The organism is Streptomyces sp. NPDC050619 (assembly GCF_040654815.1).
In the GTDB taxonomy this organism is placed as follows: domain Bacteria; phylum Actinomycetota; class Actinomycetes; order Streptomycetales; family Streptomycetaceae; genus Streptomyces.
In genome coordinates this window covers 105,916-120,944 of the sequence record NZ_JBFAIR010000015.1, presented here as the reverse complement: position 1 = coordinate 120,944, position 15,029 = coordinate 105,916, and the positions used below count along the sequence as shown (strand labels likewise).

17 protein-coding genes are annotated in these 15,029 nt (G+C 67.2%); 9 read left to right on the top strand and 8 right to left on the bottom strand.

What is annotated here, in order from left to right:
* Window positions 1-79: 79 nt before the first annotated feature.
* From AB0I77_RS24770 to AB0I77_RS24760, 3 genes are all read right to left on the bottom strand, one after another.
* Complete coding sequence (locus AB0I77_RS24770) at window positions 80-1,111, bottom strand: alanine racemase (RefSeq protein WP_363284848.1); 1,032 nt, start codon at window positions 1,109-1,111, stop codon at window positions 80-82.
* 74 nt (window positions 1,112-1,185) lie between these two features.
* Window positions 1,186-2,307: a peptidoglycan bridge formation glycyltransferase FemX gene (gene femX, locus AB0I77_RS24765; protein ID WP_363284847.1), complete on the bottom strand. Its 1,122-nt coding sequence runs from the start codon at window positions 2,305-2,307 to the stop codon at window positions 1,186-1,188.
* Between the two features lie 178 nt (window positions 2,308-2,485).
* Window positions 2,486-2,800, bottom strand: a complete 315-nt coding sequence (locus tag AB0I77_RS24760; RefSeq protein WP_363284846.1) for a hypothetical protein — start codon at window positions 2,798-2,800, stop codon at window positions 2,486-2,488.
* A 263-nt stretch (window positions 2,801-3,063) separates the two neighbouring features.
* Between AB0I77_RS24760 and rpsF the strand changes: the two genes are divergently transcribed.
* The 4 genes from rpsF (at window position 3,064) to rplI (ending at window position 4,794) form a co-directional block, all read left to right on the top strand.
* Window positions 3,064-3,354: a 30S ribosomal protein S6 gene (rpsF, locus tag AB0I77_RS24755; protein WP_086797674.1), complete on the top strand. Its 291-nt coding sequence runs from the start codon at window positions 3,064-3,066 to the stop codon at window positions 3,352-3,354.
* A gap of 77 nt (window positions 3,355-3,431) precedes the next feature.
* Entirely contained in the window at window positions 3,432-4,034 is a 603-nt protein-coding gene (locus AB0I77_RS24750; protein ID WP_363284845.1) for a single-stranded DNA-binding protein, read from the top strand.
* Window positions 4,035-4,092: 58 nt separating this feature from the next.
* Window positions 4,093-4,329: a 30S ribosomal protein S18 gene (gene rpsR / locus AB0I77_RS24745; RefSeq protein ID WP_003949403.1), complete on the top strand. Its 237-nt coding sequence runs from the start codon at window positions 4,093-4,095 to the stop codon at window positions 4,327-4,329.
* An 18-nt stretch (window positions 4,330-4,347) separates the two neighbouring features.
* Entirely contained in the window at window positions 4,348-4,794 is a 447-nt protein-coding gene (gene rplI, locus AB0I77_RS24740; RefSeq protein ID WP_363284844.1) for a 50S ribosomal protein L9, read from the top strand.
* Between the two features lie 127 nt (window positions 4,795-4,921).
* Here rplI and AB0I77_RS24735 read toward each other — a convergent pair whose 3' ends face one another.
* The gene (locus AB0I77_RS24735; protein WP_363284843.1) at window positions 4,922-6,259 is read right to left on the bottom strand and encodes an MATE family efflux transporter; all 1,338 of its coding nucleotides are present in this window, start codon (window positions 6,257-6,259) and stop codon (window positions 4,922-4,924) included.
* Window positions 6,260-6,720: 461 nt separating this feature from the next.
* On the opposite strand from AB0I77_RS24735, the gene dnaB reads away from it, so the two are divergent.
* The 3 genes from dnaB to AB0I77_RS24720 all read left to right on the top strand — a co-directional run bounded on the left by dnaB (window position 6,721) and on the right by AB0I77_RS24720 (window position 9,126).
* Window positions 6,721-8,199, top strand: coding sequence for a replicative DNA helicase (gene dnaB / locus AB0I77_RS24730; protein WP_363284842.1), 1,479 nt, complete (start codon window positions 6,721-6,723; stop codon window positions 8,197-8,199).
* 210 nt (window positions 8,200-8,409) lie between these two features.
* On the top strand, window positions 8,410-8,769 hold the full coding sequence (locus AB0I77_RS24725; protein ID WP_363284841.1) for a hypothetical protein: 360 nt from the start codon (window positions 8,410-8,412) through the stop codon (window positions 8,767-8,769).
* Window positions 8,770-8,775: 6 nt separating this feature from the next.
* Window positions 8,776-9,126: a hypothetical protein gene (locus AB0I77_RS24720; RefSeq protein WP_363284840.1), complete on the top strand. Its 351-nt coding sequence runs from the start codon at window positions 8,776-8,778 to the stop codon at window positions 9,124-9,126.
* A 231-nt stretch (window positions 9,127-9,357) separates the two neighbouring features.
* Here the strand turns inward: AB0I77_RS24720 and AB0I77_RS24715 are convergent, their stop codons facing one another.
* Together AB0I77_RS24715 and AB0I77_RS24710 are read right to left on the bottom strand one after the other, a co-directional pair.
* Window positions 9,358-10,062, bottom strand: coding sequence for a hypothetical protein (locus AB0I77_RS24715; RefSeq protein ID WP_363284839.1), 705 nt, complete (start codon window positions 10,060-10,062; stop codon window positions 9,358-9,360).
* A 257-nt stretch (window positions 10,063-10,319) separates the two neighbouring features.
* Window positions 10,320-10,883 (bottom strand): dihydrofolate reductase family protein, encoded by a 564-nt coding sequence (locus AB0I77_RS24710; RefSeq protein WP_363284838.1) that lies wholly within the window; start codon window positions 10,881-10,883, stop codon window positions 10,320-10,322.
* A 294-nt stretch (window positions 10,884-11,177) separates the two neighbouring features.
* Between AB0I77_RS24710 and AB0I77_RS24705 the strand changes: the two genes are divergently transcribed.
* Window positions 11,178-12,563 carry a serine hydrolase domain-containing protein gene (locus AB0I77_RS24705; RefSeq protein ID WP_363284837.1) on the top strand — a complete coding sequence of 462 codons (1,386 nt, stop codon included), beginning with the start codon at window positions 11,178-11,180 and terminating at the stop codon, window positions 12,561-12,563.
* Between the two features lie 91 nt (window positions 12,564-12,654).
* Here AB0I77_RS24705 and AB0I77_RS24700 read toward each other — a convergent pair whose 3' ends face one another.
* Window positions 12,655-13,107, bottom strand: coding sequence for a GNAT family N-acetyltransferase (locus AB0I77_RS24700; RefSeq protein WP_363284836.1), 453 nt, complete (start codon window positions 13,105-13,107; stop codon window positions 12,655-12,657).
* Window positions 13,107-13,973 (bottom strand): GNAT family N-acetyltransferase, encoded by an 867-nt coding sequence (locus AB0I77_RS24695; RefSeq protein WP_363284835.1) that lies wholly within the window; start codon window positions 13,971-13,973, stop codon window positions 13,107-13,109. Before AB0I77_RS24695 ends, AB0I77_RS24700 begins: the two co-directional genes overlap by 1 nt.
* Before the next feature lie 196 nt (window positions 13,974-14,169).
* On the opposite strand from AB0I77_RS24695, the gene AB0I77_RS24690 reads away from it, so the two are divergent.
* Entirely contained in the window at window positions 14,170-14,802 is a 633-nt protein-coding gene (locus tag AB0I77_RS24690) for an HAD-IB family phosphatase (RefSeq protein WP_363284834.1), read from the top strand.
* The last annotated feature ends 227 nt before the right edge of the window (window positions 14,803-15,029 follow it).

Sequence of the window (15,029 nt, the reverse complement as noted above, 5' to 3'; positions counted from 1 at the left end):
CGAACGTGGTGTGGGTGACCCCACACAAAAGGCCGTACACGGAGTTCCGTGTACGGCCTTTCGGCTGTCTCGGCGTTGCTCAGCGGTCGACGATGCGGTCGAACTGCGTGGTGGTGTGCCGCAGATGGGCCGCCAGTTCCTCGCCGACCTTCGGCTCCGGGGCGTCGGACGGCACGAACAGGATCGAGACCTGCATGTGCGGCGGCTCGGCGAACCAGCGCTGCTTGCCGCCCCAGACGAATGGCGAAAGGTTCCGGTTGACCGTGGCGAGGCCTGCGCGCGCGACGCCCTTGGCGCGTGGCATGACGCCGTGCAGGGCCTTGGGAGCCTCCAGACCGACCCCGTGCGACGTACCGCCCGCCACGACCACCAGGAAGCCGTCGGAGGCCGCCTTCTGCTGCCGGTAGCCGAAGCGGTCGCCCTTGGAGACACGTGTGACGTCCAGGACCGCGCCGCGGTACTCGGTGGCCTCGTGGTCGCCCAGCCACAGCCGTGTGCCGATGCGGGCGCGGAAGCGGGTCTGCGGGAACTGTTGCTGCAACCGGGCGAGGTCCTCGGCCTTGAGGTGGCTGACGAACATCGTGTGCAGCGGCAGTCGGGCCGCGCGCAGGCGGTCCATCCAGCCGATGACCTCCTCGACGGCGTCCGAGCCGTCGGTACGGTCCAGCGGCAGGTGGATCGCGAAGCCTTCCAGGCGGACGTTCTCTATGGCCGCGTGCAGTTGGGGCAGATCCCGCTCGCTGATGCCGTGCCGCTTCATCGAGGACATCACCTCGATGACCACCCGGGCGCCCACCAGGCCGTAGACACCGTCGATCGACGACACCGAGCGGACGACCCGGTCGGGCAGCGGGACAGGCTCCTCGCCGCGCCGGTACGGCGTCAGCACCAGCAGGTCACCGCCGAACCAGTCCTTGATCCGCGCGGCCTCGTACGTCGTTCCGACAGCGAGGACGTCCGAGCCCAGCCGAGTGGCCTCCTCCGCGAGCCGCTCGTGTCCGAAGCCGTAGCCGTTGCCCTTGCAGACCGGGACGAGTCCCGGGAACTGCTCCTGCACGTGCTTGTGGTGCGCCCGCCAGCGCGCGGTGTCGACGTAGAGGGTGAGCGCCATGGCCGGACCTGGAACCTTTCTCGTGGCTGCGGTGTATCAGAGGTATGGGAGCTATTGAAGCGAAGAACGTGACGTCAGCGGCGCGACATGTAGATGTCGAGCGCCTTGTGGAGCAGCTTGTTCAGCGGGAAGTCCCACTCGCCGAGGTACTCGGCGGCCTGCCCGCCCGTGCCCACCTTGAACTGGATCAGGCCGAAGAGGTGGTCGGTCTCGTCCAGCGAGTCCGAGATGCCCCGCAGGTCGTAGACGGTGGCGCCGAGCGCGTAGGCGTCGCGCAGCATCCGCCACTGCATCGCGTTCGAGGGCCGGACCTCACGGCCGATGTTGTCGGAGGCGCCGTAGGAGTACCAGACGTGCCCGCCGACGATCAGCATCGTCGCCGCCGACAGGTTCACGCCCTCGTGCCGGGCGAAGTACAGCCGCATCCGGTTGGGGTCCTCGGAGTTGAGGGCCGTCCACATCCGCTGGAAGTACGACAGCGGTCGGGGCCGGAAGTGGTCACGCACGGCCGTGATCTCGTACAGGCGCTGCCATTCCTCCAGGTCGTGGTAACCACCCTGGACGACCTCGACGCCGGCCTTCTCGGCCTTCTTGATGTTGCGGCGCCACAGCTGGTTGAAGTTCTTGTGGACCTCTTCCAGGGAGCGGTTCGCCAGCGGCACCTGGTAGACGTAGCGCGGCTGTACGTCCCCGAAGCCGGCGCCCCCGTCCTCGCCCTGCTGCCAGCCCATGCGGCGCAGCTTGTCGGCGACCTCGAAGGCACGCGGTTCGATGAAGTCGGCCTCGATGTCCCGCAGCCGCTTCACGTCCGGGTTCTGGATGCCCGCTTTGATGGAGGTGGCCTCCCAGCGCCGGATGATCACCGGCGGGCCCATCTTCACGGAGAAGGCGCCCTGTTGCTTGAGGTGCGCGAGCATCGGTTCCAGCCAGTCGGTGAGGTTCGGCGCGAACCAGTTGATGACCGGGCCCTCGGGCAGATAGGCGAGATAACGCTTGATCTTGGGTAGCTGCCGGTAGAGGACGAGGCCCGCACCGACCATCTCGCCGGTGCGGTCGTCGAACCAGCCGAGGCTCTCGGAGCGCCACTCCGCCTTGACGTCGGCCCAGGCGGGAACCTGCATGTGGCTCGCCGACGGCAGGCTCTGGATGTACGCCAGATGCTGCTCGCGGCTGATCGTCCTCAGGGTCAGGCTCATTCGGGGCGCTCCTCGGGCTGGTGTGTCCCCATGGGTACAGGGGCTCCGGCTCTCGCGGAAGCCTACTGCGCCTTGCGAGCGCCCCGACTGGGCATACGGAACCTTCGCCCCGGCCGGTTGGGCCGCCGAGGCGTTCCGCGGTGCTATGTGAGGTGTTCAGCTGCTGGTGTCCGTGGCGTCAGCCGACGACCCCGCCGAAGAGACCGCCGTGCGCCATGCCGAGGAGGAAACCGACTCCTGCCGCGCCCAGGCCCAGGATCAGCCCGAAGCGTTCGCGGGTCGTCTCCGAGATCCACTGCCCGTACGCGCCGACGATGATCCCCAACAGGCCTGTCCAGGAGCTGAGCAGGTGCAGGCTGTGGAACATCGCCGTGACGAAAGACGTGATGCCCAGCACCAGGGTCACCGCGAGCAGGGCGTCCTGGAGCGGGTGGGGCTTGCCATCCGTGGCGAACAGCCCCCCGACGGTGTTGGGTCGCATTGCTTGTGCCATGGGGCACCTCCTGCGAAAAGCGGCGCATCGTAGCGCCATACACACCCGATGTGTACAGATTGGCCGTCCCGGCGGCCGGATTTCAACCGGAAGCAGGTGTGCGGGTAGTCTGTACCGTCTGCACTGGTGTCTGTCCACGTCATGGCAGGGACTCTCCTACGGGACCCCGTCTGTCAGTGGCAGCCGATACCGTTGCGTACGCATCACAACCCTCCTGCCACGGAACGACCGTGGCCGTTGAGTCCAAAGGAGGTGGGTTCCACATGCGTCACTACGAGGTGATGGTCATCCTCGACCCTGATCTGGAGGAGCGCGCTGTCGCCCCCCTGATCGAGAACTTCCTCTCCGTCGTCCGCGAGGGCAACGGAAAGGTGGAGAAGGTCGACACCTGGGGCCGTCGGCGTCTCTCGTACGAGATCAAGAAGAAGCCCGAGGGCATCTACTCGGTCATCGACCTGCAGGCCGAGCCTGCGGTCGTCAAGGAGCTCGACCGCCAGATGAACCTGAACGAGTCGGTCCTCCGGACCAAGGTCCTCCGTCCCGAGATGCACTGAGCTCTCCCGCTCAGCTGATCCCGGGATACGAGTAGCAGCACAAGCAGCCAAGCAGCAAACCCGCCGAGAGGTTCCCCATGGCAGGCGAGACCGTCATCACGGTCGTCGGCAATCTTGTCGACGACCCCGAGCTGCGCTTCACCCCCTCCGGTGCGGCGGTCGCGAAGTTCCGTGTCGCGTCCACCCCCCGCACCTTCGACCGTCAGACGAACGAGTGGAAGGACGGCGAGAGCCTGTTCCTGACCTGCTCGGTCTGGCGTCAGGCGGCGGAGAACGTCGCCGAGTCGCTCCAGCGAGGCATGCGCGTCATCGTGCAGGGCCGGCTGAAGCAGCGGTCCTACGAGGACCGTGAGGGCGTCAAGCGCACGGTCTACGAGCTGGACGTCGAGGAAGTCGGCGCCAGCCTGCGCAGCGCCACGGCCAAGGTCACCAAGACCGCCGGCCGCGGTGGCCAGGGCGGTTACAGCGGCGGCGGCGGTGGCGGCGCCCAGGGTGGCGGCTGGGGCGGGAGCCCCGGTGGCGGCCAGCAGGGCGGCGGCGGTGCTCCCGCCGACGACCCGTGGGCGACCGGTGCTCCCGCCGGTGGTGCCCCGACCCAGGGTGGCGGCGGTGGCGGCGGCTGGGGTGGAAACTCCGGCGGCGGCCAGGGTGGCGGCTACTCGGACGAGCCCCCCTTCTAGGCCTTCGGGCCAAGGGTGGGCCGTACCCCACACTTCTTGATCACACAGGAGATACACCATGGCGAAGCCGCCTGTGCGCAAGCCTAAGAAGAAGGTCTGCGCTTTCTGCAAGGACAAGGTCACGTACGTGGACTACAAGGACACGAACATGCTGCGGAAGTTCATTTCCGACCGCGGCAAGATCCGTGCCCGCCGCGTGACCGGCAACTGCACGCAGCACCAGCGTGACGTCGCCACGGCTGTCAAGAACAGCCGTGAGATGGCGCTGCTGCCCTACACCTCCACCGCGCGATAAGGGAAGGGTGACTGACACATGAAGATCATCCTCACCCACGAGGTCTCCGGCCTCGGCGCCGCGGGCGACGTCGTCGACGTCAAGGACGGTTACGCTCGCAACTACCTGATCCCGCGGAACTTCGCGATTCGCTGGACCAAGGGTGGCGAGAAGGACGTCGAGCAGATCCGTCGCGCTCGCAAGATCCACGAGATCCAGACCATCGAGCAGGCCAACTCTGTGAAGGCCCAGCTCGAGGGCGTCAAGGTCCGTCTGGCCGTCCGCTCCGGCGACGCCGGTCGTCTCTTCGGTTCCGTCACCCCGGCCGACATCGCTTCCGCGATCAAGGCTTCCGGTGGCCCCGAGGTCGACAAGCGCCGCATCGAGCTGGGCGCGCCGATCAAGACGCTGGGCGCTCACCAGACGTCCGTGCGTCTGCACCCCGAGGTTGCCGCCAAGGTCAACATCGAGGTTGTCGCGGCCTGATCGCCGTACTCGGCTTGGACTGCTGAGAGAAGGGGCCGCACCCAGTAGGGTGCGGCCCCTTCCGCGTTCGGGAGGCCGGGGAGGGCGGGCCATGTTTCACGTGAAACGCCGGTTTCACGTGAAACGATCAGCGCGTCGCACCCGTCACCAGCCAGCGGCCGGAGCGGGAACGCAGCCACAAGGTCAGCATTCGCACCGTCATCATCAGCGTCATGGTGGCCCACAGAGCAGTCAGTCCGCCGCTGAGCGTGGGAACGAGCAGTGCGACCGGGGTGAAGACCGCCAGCGTGAGGATCATCGCCCAAGCGAGGTAAGGGCCGTCGCCGGCGCCCATGAGGACTCCGTCCAGGACGTAGACGACGCCGCAGATCGGCTGGCAGAGGGCCACGATGACCAGAGCGGGCAGGGCGGCATCCTTGACCACGGAGTCGCTCGTGAACAATGGCAGGAACACCGGTCGGCTGATCACGACCAGCACGCCGAGCACGACGCCGACCGCGATGCCCCACTCCACCATGCGTCGACACGCCTGACGGGCGCCCTGGGTGTCGCCGGCCCCCAGATAGCGACCGATGATGGCCTGCCCGGCGATGGCGATGGCGTCGAGAGCGAAGGCCAGCAGACTCCACAGGGACAGGATGATCTGGTGCGCCGCGATGTCGGCGTCGCCGAGGCGGGCGGCGACTGCTGTGGCGATCATCAGGATCGCCCGTAGCGAGAGCGTGCGGACCAACAGGGGAACGCCGGCTTGTGCGGAGGCTCTGATCCCGGCGGCGTCGGGGCGCAGTGAGGCTCCATGCCGACGAGCACCTCGGACGACCACGGTCAGATAGGCGGCGGCCATGCCGCATTGGGCGATGACGGTGCCCCAGGCGGAGCCCGCGATGCCGAGGTCGGCGCCGTAGACGAGGCCTACGTTGAGGGCGGCGTTGGCGACGAAGCCGGCGATGGCGACGTACAGCGGTGTCTTCGTGTCCTGTAGTCCGCGCAGGATTCCGGTCGCGGCGAGGACGACGAGCATGGCCGGGATACCCAGCGCGGAGATCCGCAGATAGGTGGTCGCATACGGTGCGGCGGTGTCGGAGGCACCGAAGAGTTCCACGATGGCCGGTGCCATGGGCAGGACGACGGTGATGACGCTGGCACCGAGCAGCAGCGCCAGCCAGATGCCGTCCATGCCTTGGCGGATAGCGGCCTGGAGGTCGCCTGCTCCGACGCGTCGGGCGACGGCAGCCGTGGTGGCGTACGCGAGGAAGACGAATACGCTCACGGCCGTCATGAGGAGGGCCGAGGCGACGCCGAGTCCGGCGAGTTGCGCCGTGCCGAGATGGCCCACGATCGCGCTGTCGGCCATGACGAAGAGAGGCTCGGCGACGAGCGCGCCGAAGGCCGGAACGGCCAGCGTGACGATCTCGCGATCGTGCTGTCGCCGGGCGGCCCTGGGGGGCGCGGGAGCCTGTGTCATGAGCACCAATCTAATCGTCCACAGGTAAGAGATGCAATTGCCTATTACCCCTTACTGCTGATCTCGTGATGCCCGCTGCTCCGTACGGTGTGACGTGATCTTGATCCGACTGGGGAAGTTTTTCTTCTGCACAGCCGGTGGACGGGAAAGAGGCAGGTCAGGGCAGGTGCGGCGCTCGACGTTGAGGCTTGTTCACAGGCCTGTCCACCGGGTCGTGCACAGGTTTTGCGGGGTTCTCCACAGCATCCGGGCCGTCGTCCACATGGCCTGTGGATAACCAGATTGGCTGACGGTGCCGAGAGGCCTACGGTGGTGCGGCGCCCACTCCGTTCGTCGGCCTGGAAACCAGCACAAAACCGACGCGCCAGAACCGGAGTTGGGCGTCTCACTTGTCAGTGCCGTGCCGTAGAAATGAGAGGCACGGTTAGGTCCGCGTTCTGCGGACGGGAGGAGGTGGCTCGGTGAGTATTTCCGAGCCCTTGGACGATCCGTGGGCCGACAGCGGTCCCAGTGATCGTCTGCCCTCGTCCCGTCGCCGCGGTGACGGAGCCCGGGGCCGCGACGAACAGCATGACCGCGGCCCGGAGGGCGGCGCCTGGGACGGCGGGGGTTCGTCCTTCGAGCGCGTGCCGCCGCAGGATCTCGACGCTGAGCAGTCGGTCCTCGGCGGCATGCTTCTGTCCAAGGACGCCATCGCCGACGTCGTCGAGGTCATCAAGGGCCACGATTTCTACAAGCCCGCGCACGAGACGATCTTCCAGGCGATCCTCGACGTCTATGCCAAGGGCGAGCCGGCCGACCCCATCACGATCGCCGCCGAGCTCACCAAGCGCGGCGAGATCAACAAGGTCGGCGGCGCATCGTATCTGCACACCCTCGTCCAGACCGTGCCGACGGCGGCGAACGCCGAGTACTACGCGGAAATCGTCCACGAGCGCGCGGTGCTGCGCCGTCTCGTCGAGGCCGGCACCCGTATCACGCAGATGGGTTACGCGGCCGACGACGACGTCGACGAGATCGTCAACCGGGCCCAGGCCGAGATCTACGCGGTCACCGAGCAGCGCACCAGCGAGGACTATCTGCCGCTCGGCGACATCATGGAGGGCGCCCTCGACGAGATCGAGGCGATCGGCTCGCGCAGCGGCGAGATGACCGGCGTTCCCACCGGGTTCACGGACTTCGATTCGCTCACCAACGGACTGCACCCGGGCCAGATGATCGTCATCGCCGCACGTCCGGCCATGGGTAAGTCCACGCTCGCACTCGACTTCGCGCGGGCAGCGTCGATCAAGAACAACCTGCCGAGTGTCATTTTCTCCCTCGAGATGGGGCGCAACGAGATCGCGATGCGTCTGCTGTCGGCCGAGGCCCGCGTCGCCCTGCACCACATGAGATCGGGCACGATGACCGATGAGGACTGGACCCGGCTGGCCCGCAGGATGCCGGACGTCTCGGCCGCGCCGCTCTACATCGACGACTCCCCGAACCTGTCGATGATGGAGATCCGCGCCAAATGCCGCCGCCTCAAGCAGCGCAACGACCTCAAGCTTGTCGTCATCGACTATCTCCAGCTGATGCAGTCCGGCGGGTCCAAGCGGGCGGAGAGCCGTCAGCAGGAGGTCTCGGACATGTCCCGTAACCTCAAGCTGCTGGCCAAGGAGCTGGAGCTCCCGGTCATCGCGCTCTCCCAGCTGAACCGTGGCCCCGAGCAGCGCACGGACAAGAAGCCGATGGTCTCCGACCTGCGCGAGTCCGGCTCCATCGAGCAGGACGCCGACATGGTCATCCTGCTGCACCGTGAGGACGCCTACGAGAAGGAATCACCCCGCGCGGGCGAGGCCGACCTGATCGTGGCCAAGCACCGTAACGGCCCGACGGCGACGATCACCGTCGCCTTCCAGGGCCACTACTCGCGGTTCGTGGACATGGCACAGACCTGAGCTACCGATTTGTGGGATCTCAGCTCCCGTGTCGGAATCTCACGGCCGATGTCGGATCGATGTCGGATCCGACATCGAGCTGAGATTCGCAGGTGTCCTGTCGCACTAAAGCTGTCGGATTCTCACTCGTTTTCATTCGTGGTGTCGGATTCTCACTGCGGCACCTGCTGAACGGCGGCATCCGGACGCGCCGTGTCTACGCTTGGCCTCGTGGACAACGGCGTACCGATCTGGGTCTGGCACTACTTTTCCTTGGACCACGCCCGCGCCACGAGCTCTCTCTCCCGGACGTGCGGCGAACTGGAAACCCTGGCACCAAGCTCCGGTGAGGAAGACACCGCGCCCATAGGTACCAGGTCGGACCACCGCTCCTACGCGACATCCTCCGTGCTCGCGTCCGGAGCCTTCATCGAGGCATGCGGCAACGAGTTCATCCTCACGGCCTCAAGAGACGACCTCGCGCACGTCGAAGGCGCCGAAGCCCGGACAGGAGTGCAACTGGACGAACGGCAGCGGATCACGGCCGCTGGCGGGGACCTCTCGAAGGAGTCCAGAACGCTTGAGCGATAGCAGAAGGTGCTGCAGTTGCTCGGGCGGGAGAACCCCTACTTCCCGGAAAAGTGCCTCGGCCACGGCTGCACCAGCTGGGCATGGAACAGCGCCCTGAAGTTCGCCGACTGCTTCTTCAGCTGTGCAGGAACCAATGGATGTCCGAGAACGCCCGAGACACTCTGCAGCCCTGAGTGCCCGATTCTCAACGTCAGCGTTCAGGAGATCTGGTACGTCGTCTCCGGTGACGGAGACATGTGGCGAAGTTTGGACGGCCATGAGCAGACCGTCGTGCTCGAACCGGGCGTCTGCCTGACCATCCCTCTTGGCACATCATTCCAGTTCCGGGCCGGGCGTGAGTATGGAAGCGACGGTTAGCTTCCGTGGGCACGGCGGCGGAGTTGAGGACCGGTCTTGGGAATCCGTGGCAGTGATGTCGCTCTGGTCGGCCGCCCCATGGCGGGCTGGCCGGTCCGCGGCGCCGAGCTGATCGCGCGGGCCTGGGACGAGCTGGTGCCGCCCGAGTCGAAGGTGCTCAACGTGCTAATCGCCGGGCTAAGCCGCAAAACTCGGCCCACCATCCGTGCTCCACACCATGCGCGGCGCTGGCTATCTGCTCCGCTGACGCCGGAGCGTGATCATCCGGGAGCGGGTCCGGCGACGCCGACGTAGTACCCAACCGCCAAGACCCGATAACCGGGGCGTGCGCTGGTCGAGGACGGTGAGATCCGGTCGACGGCGCCGGGCCTGCGCGACGATGTCCTCGGCGGTCGCGGTCAACCACAGCAGGTGGATGGTGGCCTGCGGGGGATCGCCAAACTGCAGGAAGTCCCACGGCACCAACGTTGGTCCCGGCCCGGTGTCGGCAGGATCGATGTCGGTGTGATCAAGGGAATACACGCGAACGGGGTTGGCGGCGCGCCATGGCACCAGGCGCGGGGCGGACCACCATTTCGCCGACTCGTAGATCCACACGCCCTCGCCGTCCATGGCTAGCACGCGTCGGCGTAGCGCGGCGTTGCCCGGGCGGATCCCGGCGAGCACCGCGACCATCCCGGGCAGGCCCAACCACAAGACCGCGGCGAACAGCGCCCCCAGAAACGAGCCAAGGTCGTCCACGGGCCGGAACACCTCGGTGATCCACCATGGGCTGGTCGGCACGAGGAACCCCAGCCAGCCCAGGCTAGCGATCAACAACACGCCGCTGAGGAGACCACCGATCCGCAGCCGCCACCGAACCACGAACGTCCCGCGCCGGGCCGGACCGCGCTCAGCAGCGCCCGCCGCCCGCCGCCGTCTCCCGCGCTGCTTCACGCTGCCCAAGCATCTACGGCGTGACCGGGACCGGTCCCGGGTTCGGAACAACGCACCCATCCGAGAACCCGACTATGTGATCACTGTTGTTTGACGAGGCACCGGTACGCCCGGTCCTGGCTCCACAACTGGACCCCGGCTCCCGCTCCGCCGCGACAGCGGGCCGAGCATCCCGCTCCTGCCTCGCCTCGGACGGGGTCAGCCCAGCAAGGCGAACACGAGACCGCGGAGAAGTATCGCCACCGAAGTGCTGCTGCTTAGCGCCTCGTCTCGTACCTGGTCAGGACCACGCCGCCGGGAAACGTCCGCGTCTCCACCAGATTCAGGTTCACCCAGTTGTCCAGCGCGGTGAAGAACGGCGTGCCGCCGCCCACCAGGACCGGCGCGGTGGCCAGCACGTACTCGTCAATCAGCCCGGCCCGCATGGCCGCCCCGGCGAGCGTCGCGCCGCCGATGTCCATCGGGCCGCCGTCCTCGGCCTTGAGCCGGGTGATCTCGGCGACCGCGCCGCCGGTGACCAGGCGGGTGTTCCAGTCGACCTTGTCGATCGTCGAGGAGAACACCACCTTCGACATGTCCCGCCAGCGGCGCGCGAACTCGATCTCCGCCGGGGTGGTGTTGGGCTGCTGGTCACCGGTCGGCCAGTAGGAGCTCATCGTCTGCCACAGCTTGCGCCCGTACAGCGACAGTTCGGTCGCCTGCAACTGGTCGGACCAAAACTGGAACAGCTCGTCGCTCGGCACGCTCCAGCCGATGTCGTCGCCGGGCGCGGCGATGTAGCCGTCCAGGGTCACGTTCATGCCGTAGATCAGTTTCCGCATGCCGCCAGCCTTCCCTGAGTCGGTCTCACGCGTACGGACCGGCGCGGCGCGGGAAACTCATCGGTGCGCGATCTGAGCCCACATGTAGTCCTCGTGCTCGGTGGCTCAGCCGCAGACTCATCGTTCCGCCGAGGAAATGGCATCGATCTGAGACTGATCTTGGGTGACATCGCGGTGAGACAACAGAGAACCAGCAGGTCACAGAAGATCGACATGTCATCGGCGGCGAGACCCCACACGACCCGTGGGCCAATGCGCTCGACTCCCGAGCGTCCGACGGGGTCGACTGGGGCCATGACGACACCTCAGGAAGAGTTGCTCCCCGGCACGCGGCGGGCATTGCTGCACCGGATCGCCGTGGCCCAGGCCGAAGGGCGTGCGCCGTCGCTGGTCGCCGCGGTCGTACGGGAGGGCCGTGCCGTGTGGCACGGTGCGCGGACCTCGGTGGAGGGGCACGGGCCGGACGAGAACGTGCAGTTCCGGATCGGCTCGATCACCAAGACCTTCACCGCCGTTCTCGTACTGCGGTTGCGTGACGAGGGCGTGCTCGACCTGGGCGACCCGCTGGAGAAGCACGTCCCGGGCACCGGCGCGGGGGAGGCCACCATCGCTGAACTGCTCGCGCACACAAGCGGGTTGGCGGCCGAGTCACCCGCGCCGTGGTGGGAGCGCACCCCTGGGTCCCTGCGTCCCGAACTCGCGGACGTGCTGGGCGAAAAGCCCTTCCGGCATCCGGTCGGCCGCCGCCACCACTACTCCAACCCCGGCTACACCTTGCTGGGCGCACTGGTCGAGAAACTGCGAGGGGCTCCGTGGGTGGAGGTATTGCGGCGTGAAGTGCTCGAACCTCTGGGCCTCGACCGCACGAGCACGCGGCCGCGGGCGCCCCATGCGGGGGGCTGGGCGGTGCATCCCTGGGCGGATGTGATGCTGCCCGAGCCGATCGAGGACCTCGGCCGGATGGCTCCGGCGGGCCAACTCTGGTCCACTACAGGAGATTTGGCGCGGTTCGCGGTCTTCCTGGCCAAGGGGGACGACCGGGTGCTGAGTGCGGGGACCGTGCGGGAGATGCGGACACCTGCGGCGCCGGCCGAGGCCGCGGATGTCGTGGACGGTGCCACGTACGGTCTTGGGTTGCAGATCCAGCATCGGGACGGCCGACTGCTCGTGGGTCACTCCGGCTCATTGCCGGGCTTTCTGGCGAACCTCACGATCAGCGTGGCAGACGATGTCGCGGCGGTGGTTCTGGCCAACTGCACCTCCGGCCCGCAGCTGTCGGCCGTGGGCGCCGATCTCGTACGGATCGTCGCCGAGGCCGAACCGCGGATTCCCGATCCGTGGCGGCCCTTGTCCGAAGTCGAGGCGCCTGTCCTGGAGTTGGCGGGCCAGTGGTACTGGGGGACGCAGGCATTCGCCCTGCGGGCGACGGCCGATGGGCTCGTCTCGCTGGAGCCCTTGTCCGGCAACGGCCGCCGCTCGCGGTTCCGGGCGAACGGCGACGGTACTTGGACCGGTCTGGAGGGCTACTACGCCGGAGAGCTCCTGAAGGCCGTACGGCGCCCGGACGGGTCCGTCAGCCATCTCGACCTCGGGTCGTTCGTTTTCACGCGTCAGCCGTACGAGGAGGGTGCTTCCGTGCCGGGCGGGGTCGATTCCGAGGGGTGGCGGGGCATCGGCTAGACGCGCCGCCCGGCAAGGGTTCTGTTTCACGTGAAACAGAACCCTTCGCCGTCTGACAACACGCAGGTCTCACACACGGAGGCATCACGACTCACAGTTGGAGCTTGAAGCCCACGTGTGAGGACGTGAAGCCGAGCCGTTCATAGAAGCGGTGGGCATCCGTGCGGGTGTTGTCGGATGTCAGCTGGACCAACTGACAGTCCTGCCGGCGGGATTCGTCGATCGCCCACTCGATGAGCCGTGTCCCCAGGCCGCTGCCGCGCTCATCGGCGTGGATACGCACGCCTTCGATGATCGACCGGGTGGAACCGCGCCGGGACAGTCCCGGAATGACCGTGAGCTGGAGCGTGCCGACGACACGGTCCTCACGAATGGCGACGACCAGGTGCTGGTTGGGGTCGGACGTGAGGCGCTCCAGTGCCGCCAGGTACGGCGTGAGGTCGTCCGGTGACTCCCGCTGGGAGCCCAGGGGGTCGTCGGCGAGCATTGCGACGATGGCGGGGATGTCGTCCGACGTGGCGGACCGTATCTCAAGATCTCCCATCAGCCCGCGGCCACCGTCAGGGGAGCGAACCGCCGGCTCCAGTCGCCGGGGAGTTCTCCGATGCCGTACGTCATGACCGCGTTGAAGTCGACGGATGCCAGACCGTGCTCCTTCGCCCACACCAGAAGCTCTTCGTGCCGCACGTCGATGTCGGTGCGTAGCGGCCGGTCGGTGTGGGCGGCGAGAGAAGCGACCAGTGCCTGGGCCGTCGGTGTGTCGCGGGCGATCAGCGGGCCCACGACGTGGGTGTCCATATTGGGCCAGGCGGCCGCGTATCCGATGATCCGGCCGTTCTCCTCGGCGACACGCAACTGGTCGGCGAAGGCGGGCAGCCGGGTGATGAGATGCGTGCGATCTGCGCCGAACGCCTCCTCGTCGAGCTGGAGGATCGTGGTGAGGTCCTCAGCGGTGGCCGAGCGGGTAGCGATCCCGGGCTTCGTCTCCTCCGGCGTGAAGTGTCCGCGCAGCATTTCGGCGTGGCCGGTGACCTTGAAGCCGAGTTCCTCGTAGAGCGGGCGGCCGTACGGCGTCGCGTGCAAGGTCAGGGGTGTGGTGTTCATCTCCGAGACGATGTGTCGCATGAGTCGGCGTCCGATGCCCTGGCGGGCATGCCGTTCGGCGACCAGCACCATCCCGATGGCCCCGAGGTCGGGACGGTCCTGAAGGCCGTACTCGGTGACGACGCAGGCGGCGACGAGCCCGCCGTCGGGGTCGTCGATGCCGTAGCCCTTCCCGGCGGTGAGGAGGAAGCCCCACTTGTGCTCCTCGCGTGGCCACCCCCGGTCCTCCGACAAGTCGGCGCAGGCGGCGAGATCGCGAAGCGTCAGGCGGCGGATGGGCAGAGCGGTGGAGGAAGGAGTCGGCACGCAGGTCAGGCTGTCCGACGCGGGCCCTCGGCGTCCACCCGTTTCCGCGGGGACGTGCGAGCTTTTGGCCATGTCATGGGCAACCGCACAGCGTAAGAAGAGGCGCTGGGTGTTTCACGTGAAACGTCGGCGAACGGGACCTGTCCGACGGCGGTCGGCCGAGGAGCCGGAAACGTATCCCATTAGCCTCAGGGGCATGGCGAGACTTCATCTCTTCGACCTCGACGGCACGTTGTTGCACGGGACGACCGCGCCCGTGGAGATCTCCCGGCAACTCGGGCTGGAAGCCGAGGCGGTGGCGCTGGACCAGGCGATCGGGGCAGGTCTGATCGGACCACCGGAGTACGCGGCACGGGCGTATGAGTTGTGGGCGGAACTCACGGAGGCTGATGTGGCGGCGGCCTTCGAAGGCGCCCCGTGGCTGGCCCGTATCCGCGATGTGTGGGCGGAGATCAGACGGGAGGGTGACTACTGCGCCGTCGTGTCGCTCTCCCCGTCCTTCTTCGTGGAGCGCCTCATCGGCTGGGGCGCGCATGCCGCGTACGGGTCCCGTTTTCCGGCGGTGCCTTTCACCGAGCCAGTAGACCCCGCTGGAGTCCTCAGTGCCGCGGCCAAGGTCCGGATCGCCGACCGGCTGTGTGAGGAGTTCGGAGTGACCCGGGCCGACTGCATCGCCTATGGCGACTCGCTGTCGGACAAAGACCTGTTCAGTGCGGTGCCGATCTCTGTCGCGGTCAATGCGGACCGCCATCTGTCGGGGATATCGACCCATTCCTACATGGGTGGGAATCTGTGGGAAGCCTATGAATTGGTGCGACACGCCCGGTAATTGAAGGAATTGATGGTTCGTCCCCCATCCCATTCGTGGCCGAGGAGGGGGGACTTGTGTGCGGAGCGTCGGCCGGTATGGTCGACTCCGGTTCGTGTTCAGGAGAGGTGCACATCCTGTGCACCGTGTGCGAACCGAGAGCAAGGCAATGCAGCCTAACGGGACGGAGAGATCGAAGACTCGCATTTCCGGTTATGGGGTCGGCGCCTCCATGCCGAGTGGGACGC

Coding starts and splice junctions, on each gene's coding strand:
- femX (WP_363284847.1), bottom strand. CDS start 2,307: ATGAGCCTGACCCTGAGGACGATCAGCCGCGAGCAGCATCTGGCGTAC.
- AB0I77_RS24710 (WP_363284838.1), bottom strand. CDS start 10,883: ATGCGGAAACTGATCTACGGCATGAACGTGACCCTGGACGGCTACATC.
- AB0I77_RS24690 (WP_363284834.1), top strand. CDS start 14,170: ATGGCGAGACTTCATCTCTTCGACCTCGACGGCACGTTGTTGCACGGG.
- AB0I77_RS24770 (WP_363284848.1), bottom strand. CDS start 1,111: ATGGCGCTCACCCTCTACGTCGACACCGCGCGCTGGCGGGCGCACCAC.
- AB0I77_RS24735 (WP_363284843.1), bottom strand. CDS start 6,259: ATGACACAGGCTCCCGCGCCCCCCAGGGCCGCCCGGCGACAGCACGAT.
- AB0I77_RS24750 (WP_363284845.1), top strand. CDS start 3,432: ATGGCAGGCGAGACCGTCATCACGGTCGTCGGCAATCTTGTCGACGAC.
- rpsF (WP_086797674.1), top strand. CDS start 3,064: ATGCGTCACTACGAGGTGATGGTCATCCTCGACCCTGATCTGGAGGAG.
- AB0I77_RS24760 (WP_363284846.1), bottom strand. CDS start 2,800: ATGGCACAAGCAATGCGACCCAACACCGTCGGGGGGCTGTTCGCCACG.
- AB0I77_RS24700 (WP_363284836.1), bottom strand. CDS start 13,107: ATGGGAGATCTTGAGATACGGTCCGCCACGTCGGACGACATCCCCGCC.
- AB0I77_RS24705 (WP_363284837.1), top strand. CDS start 11,178: ATGACGACACCTCAGGAAGAGTTGCTCCCCGGCACGCGGCGGGCATTG.
- rplI (WP_363284844.1), top strand. CDS start 4,348: ATGAAGATCATCCTCACCCACGAGGTCTCCGGCCTCGGCGCCGCGGGC.
- rpsR (WP_003949403.1), top strand. CDS start 4,093: ATGGCGAAGCCGCCTGTGCGCAAGCCTAAGAAGAAGGTCTGCGCTTTC.